Annotated in this window: 4 protein-coding genes; 3 read left to right on the top strand and 1 reads right to left on the bottom strand. The window is 64.6% G+C overall.

Annotated elements, in window-relative coordinates; all coding sequences use genetic code 11:
- The first annotated feature begins 651 nt into the window (after positions 1 to 651).
- Entirely contained in the window at positions 652 to 966 is a 315-nt protein-coding gene (locus tag A5789_RS37270; protein ID WP_064902962.1) for a hypothetical protein, read from the top strand.
- Positions 967 to 1,137: 171 nt separating this feature from the next.
- Here A5789_RS37270 and A5789_RS36405 read toward each other — a convergent pair whose 3' ends face one another.
- Positions 1,138 to 1,338, bottom strand: coding sequence for a hypothetical protein (locus A5789_RS36405; protein WP_155525573.1), 201 nt, complete (start codon positions 1,336 to 1,338; stop codon positions 1,138 to 1,140).
- A 740-nt stretch (positions 1,339 to 2,078) separates the two neighbouring features.
- Between A5789_RS36405 and A5789_RS08715 the strand changes: the two genes are divergently transcribed.
- Both A5789_RS08715 and A5789_RS08710 read left to right on the top strand, forming a co-directional pair.
- Positions 2,079 to 2,405 carry a hypothetical protein gene (locus tag A5789_RS08715; protein WP_227462730.1) on the top strand — a complete coding sequence of 109 codons (327 nt, stop codon included), beginning with the start codon at positions 2,079 to 2,081 and terminating at the stop codon, positions 2,403 to 2,405.
- A 265-nt stretch (positions 2,406 to 2,670) separates the two neighbouring features.
- Positions 2,671 to 4,251, top strand: a complete 1,581-nt coding sequence (locus A5789_RS08710; protein WP_063013490.1) for an adenylate/guanylate cyclase domain-containing protein — start codon at positions 2,671 to 2,673, stop codon at positions 4,249 to 4,251.
- Positions 4,252 to 5,102: the final 851 nt, after the last annotated feature.

Here is a 5,102-nt window from a genome sequence, read left to right as displayed (position 1 = left end):
GGTCCGACAGCATCTTGGACGGGTCGATAGGCTGGACAGAGGTCATCGCGTGAACTTTCTTTCCTTCAAGTGACTTGCCGGTCTTTTGAAGGATCACGCGGTGACCACCCCCTATCCGGCTACGACACGCCCGCACTTTGCTGGCGTCCGGCCATACACCATCCTGCTGGACTCAACCCCGGCCCGGCGCGTGGGCCACCATGCGATAGATCCGGCAGAGGTGTGAGCTCCTCCCGCGGCCGCACCAACTTCTGGTCGGCCCTCCTGCCACTACTTTTGTCGGCAGACATGATTCCACGATAAGCCCGCCGGGCGTGGCGCAGCCGACTTCCAGCGATGGAAACGCGGAGGCGGATACCGAGTCGGTCGCTCGATGCGAGCTGGGCCACGGCAGCTTCGGCGGTGCGGCCGATACCGATGATCGTCACCTTCTTCAATGGGGACTCGAACTCATCGAGGCGTTCGAGGACCAGACGACGGCGCGGCTCATGCCAGATGTCTCTAAACCTTGGATTCGAGACAGGTCACGACTTGTGTGCTCGATCCGCGGAGACGCGGCGGCGAAACCCCACCGAGACTTGGCATCTGCGATCGCAGCCGCCACACCGGCGGGCGAGGCTGCACGGACTCACCTCTGCGTGGGGTTACCGCATGTTCGCTCTGGCTGTCGTGCTGACCCTGGCGTGGACGGTGCTGGGCGTCGTCGCGGTCGTGGCGCTGGTCCACCGAGGAGTCACCGGTCACCGCGTGCCTGCTCCAGCGAGGCGGCGAGCGCGGCCCGGATATCTCCGCGGATTCCGGCCGGTACTCGCCTACGAACAGCCGACGCTCACCGCACGCTACGGCGCGCAATACGAGCGCTACCGCACCGCCGTCCCTGCCTGGCTGCCCCGACTACACCCCCGGCGCCAACCCGCTGATCAGAAGGTCTCGAAGCAGGCCACCGGGATCGAGCGGGTGTCCTAGCAGGCATCACCGGTAGTATTGTTCCGTTTTTCAACGGGATTCGCTTCTGTAGTGGATCGGGTTTCGCCACGGCTCTGACGATGCTCGCCGTCGCGCCTTCCGGACTCGCCCGAACGCCATACCACTTCGGATCGATGGCCGATCTGCAGGACCGCCCGCATCACCGCATCGTCACTGCTCGCCGCGATCACCATCGGCACCGCACTCGTCACGACAACCGCTGCGGCACACGCCGATCCACGCCCCGACCCATGGGTCCAGGGCGAGATCGATGCAACAACCGGAGACGCACCCGGATTCCTCAACTCCATCAACGCATCCGACGTCGATCGAGCCGATATCAACGACCGTGCCCAGCGAGGTGGCAGCCACCCGCGAAATCCCTTGACACGAAAGGCCGACATGTCCGACACCTCGACACCACTGCCAGGGGTCCCGTTCTCATGGCCCTTGGAACAATCGAGCGCAGGGCAACCGTGGCAGTTGCGGATTGTCGTAGCCGATCCGGATCAGTTCGATTGCGTACCAGGGCCTCCGACGCCAGTCGCTGATCAGATTGGCTACCGCCACAGAAGAGGCAATGTAATCGAAGGCCATGTCGCCCAGCCAGATACGGAGATGCATGTCCTCTGAATTGAATGACCAAGGTTCAGACATCTTTTCCTGCGACAAATCGGTTTTGTTGGGGCCCGGTCATCAGCACGTGCGATGTACGCTGCGGGAACGATGCATTTTATGTACCTATTCGCTTTACCCTTGGCGATATCTTCCGCGTCAGAGTAGACATTGACCGTTACTTGCTCGTTACAGTCGGTATCGGAGAGGTTACTGTCAGCGGATTCACCGGCTCCGAGCGCCTTGTGCGAGGTCGCATGAAATGGCAGTGGCTCGAACTGGGGGAACCGTAGAAGGTGTCCGTGGTAGGCCGCACGAAATTGTCCGGTTCGGCCTCAACTACGACGACATGGCCCCGGGACTGTCGCAGTTCATCCACGACGCGATCCTGGCCAACTGCCACCGCGGCACTCGATCCGCTGCCCGATGATCCCGAGGCAGTTATCGTCGCGGAGGCAAAGCACGGCCGACCTGAGGAGACAGCATTGAGCACGACCGTGACCGACGAACAGATTCAAGCGCTGGCCGCGACCGCGAAACCCTACAGCCTGTCCGTGCTGCACTGGGGGCCGAACCGAAACATGGACGGCGCGAACGCAATCGAACTAGAGCACCAGCGCCGCATGGTCTCGCTTCGATCCGATGGCGTGATCGCCGTCCTGTGCCCAGTCGCCTCCGACACCATCGCAGGCGTCGCGATCATGACCGTCCCTGCCGGAGAGGCCACCGCGATCCTCGCCGAGGACCCGTGCGTGCAAGCCGGAATGATGCACTACGAGGTACACCCGTGCCACGGGTTCCCCGGCGACACTCTTCCCGCTTGAACGATCGGTTCGCCGCCGCCTGCACTTCTGCGTCGACGTGGCCGCCATGTACACGCAGGCACCTGGGCGCCCCTGGGTAGCGACCTGCGCGTGACTCCCTGCATTCGCCACATGGTGAGGCTTTTCTCGTCCACGCAGATGCGTCGTGCGGCGACCGGCCTGGCCTGCTCCGCAAAGCGCGACAAGGCGAGCCGGAGACATAGTATGTGTGTTTCGGGCGACCCGGCCCTCGGTACGACGTAGATCCAGAAAGGGCGGGCCGAGTATGCCGCGCAGCAATACCCCACTCGAGGCGGCGCCTTGGGGGTCGCGGCTGCTGGGACGCGAGGACGAAGCCGCGGGAACTCGGCGGCTGCGCGTGCAATTGCTGTTGACGGTGCCGATCGTGCTGGCCAACCTGGCCGGTGTATTCGTCTCGATCACGTTGATCGGTTTCGTCCTCCCCGGACCTTCCGTCTTCGCTGAGAAGATCGTCTTGGTCGATGCCGTCGCCGCCCCGGTATATGCCGTGGTCGCCGTGTTGATCGGCGTCTGGTGGGGCACTGTGCGCGGTTTGGGCGCGCTGGGCTGGGCCCTCGACCCGGATGCGGTGCCCACCGAACGGCAACAAACCGCCGCCGCAGCAGTGCCGCGGCGACTGGTGCGGATCCAGGCGGTGCTGTGGTTCGGCGGTGTGGCTGTGCTCACGCTGCTCGCCGGACTCGCCGACCCCGGGCTGATCGCCAAGGTCGCGTTCGGGATCACCTTCAGCGCGGTTGTGGTGTGCGCGAGTACCTATCTGATCATCGAATTCGCGTTGCGACCGGTGACCTCGCGAGTGCTCTCGGCACGGAAGTCGCGTTCCCGCCGCGGAATCGGCGTCGTCGGGCGATCGTTGTTGATGTGGATGGTCGGTTCGGGTCTCCCGGTGGCGGGCCTGATGGTGCTCGCGGTGCTCGCTTTGTGCAGCGACGATGTGAGCACGGCCCGGTTAGCAGTGTGCGTGCTTTCGCTGGGCGGTGCGACCCTGCTGATCGGCTTGCTGCTGATGACACAGACGCTGGCCGCGACCGTCGCCCCGATCAGTGGTGTGCGCCGAGCGATGCGCGAGGTGGAGAAGGGCGAATTCGATCTGGAACTCGCGGTCTACGACGGCACCGAACTGGGCGAACTGCAGAGCGGTTTCAACAATATGGTCGGCGGTTTGCGCGAACGCGAGCAGATCCGGGACCTGTTCGGCAGGCACGTAGGGCGCGAGGTCGCCAACGCCGCACTGACAGGCACGGCCGCGCTCGGCGGCGTCGAAGTCGAGGCGGCCGCACTGTTCATCGATATCGTCGGATCCACGACCATGGCCGCGTCCCTGCCCGCACCCGAGATGGTCGCGATTCTCAATCGCTTCTTCAGTGTGGTGGTGGACGAGGTGGAGCGCCACGGCGGCTTGCTCAACAAGTTCGAAGGAGACGCGGCGCTGGCCGTATTCGGCACGCCTGCAACGCTTCCCGACGCAGCGGGCGCCGCATTGGCGTGCGGCCGCGCGATCCACGCCAGACTCGATACCGACGCCGCGGATTTCGTCGCTGCGATCGGAATCGCCGAGGGCCGTGTTGTCGCAGGCAATGTCGGCGCTCGGCAGCGCTACGAATTCACGGTGATCGGCGACGCTGTCAACGAAGCCGCCCGCCTCTGTGAACTGGCAAAACGCGACTCCCTGCTCCTCACCTCGGATAAGACGGTTGCCGCGTCCGCCCCCACCGAAGCCGAACACTGGCAACTCGGCGAATCGGTGACCCTGAGAGGCCGGCTCACCCCGACCCGCCTGGCCCGCCCTATTCAGCGACCAGCACCGGCACCCCCGGGCAAGTGACCACCGCGCCGGCGGTGGCACCACAACGAGTCCAGCCGACGACGACGGCCGCGCCGCCGCACCCGTGCTACCCGTTCCAGCCCTGCTGATCCGAAAGCGCCTCGGCCCGTTCGCATGTGGCGATCATTCGACAAAACGCTTCGTTGACAATCTGGTAGCTGTCAGTGTTGCCCGGCGCCAACCACATTCACACACGAGTCGACTGGCAGTCATCGCTCGGGATCGGGCGTCAGCTCCTTTCCCGGGTACGCCCTTGTCGAACAGCCAGCGTTCGATGCCATCAAGTCGAGCCGTCCCGGTCTCCTGCCCCACCACTCGAGCAGGTCGTCAATAACGCCGGCCCAAGACTGGCTCTATTTATACATCCAAAGTTTGTATAAACTAAGGTGCGGTGGCGCACCCCGCCGGATCACTCGGCGCACCTCGTCGGCAGCGGATCCGGTTCCCGTCACCTCGGCGTCTCGCTCAGCGCCGCGGCAACGATGCACCGACAGGTGCGATCGTTCGACGGCCGGGGTACGTCACCACCATGCCCGTCGAGGATGTCGACCGAGAGGGGATTCACCGTTGTCTGCAGCGCCCGTCACCGTCGCACGCGTCCCGGCAGGCAACGGTGGCCACGACGGCTACATCCGTCACAGGAGCCGCGGGATCGCTCGCCGCCGAACTCGGCCGCAGGGCTGCCCGGACACGCCGATGCACCGAATCATGATGCGGGATCGGCCGATTCGTGCACTGCCCGACGGGTCGGACACCCGAGGCAGGAAGAGTGAAGGTCAAGTCCAAGCGGGTGGTGTATCGGGGTGATTTCCGCGTGATCCTGTTCGATCAGGCGGTCAGTGCGGGGGTGG

The sequence above is a fragment of the Nocardia sp. 852002-51101_SCH5132738 genome (assembly GCF_001665695.1).
Lineage (GTDB): Bacteria > Actinomycetota > Actinomycetes > Mycobacteriales > Mycobacteriaceae > Nocardia > Nocardia nova.
The sequence above is the reverse complement of the archived record's forward strand: the minus strand, read 5'-3'. Positions and strand labels throughout refer to the sequence as shown.

What these genes read in the sequence shown, in the direction of transcription:
- A5789_RS37270 (WP_064902962.1), top strand. Translation starts at nt 652, where the DNA reads ATGTTCGCTCTGGCTGTCGTGCTGACCCTGGCGTGGACGGTGCTGGGC.
- A5789_RS08710 (WP_063013490.1), top strand. Translation starts at nt 2,671, where the DNA reads ATGCCGCGCAGCAATACCCCACTCGAGGCGGCGCCTTGGGGGTCGCGG.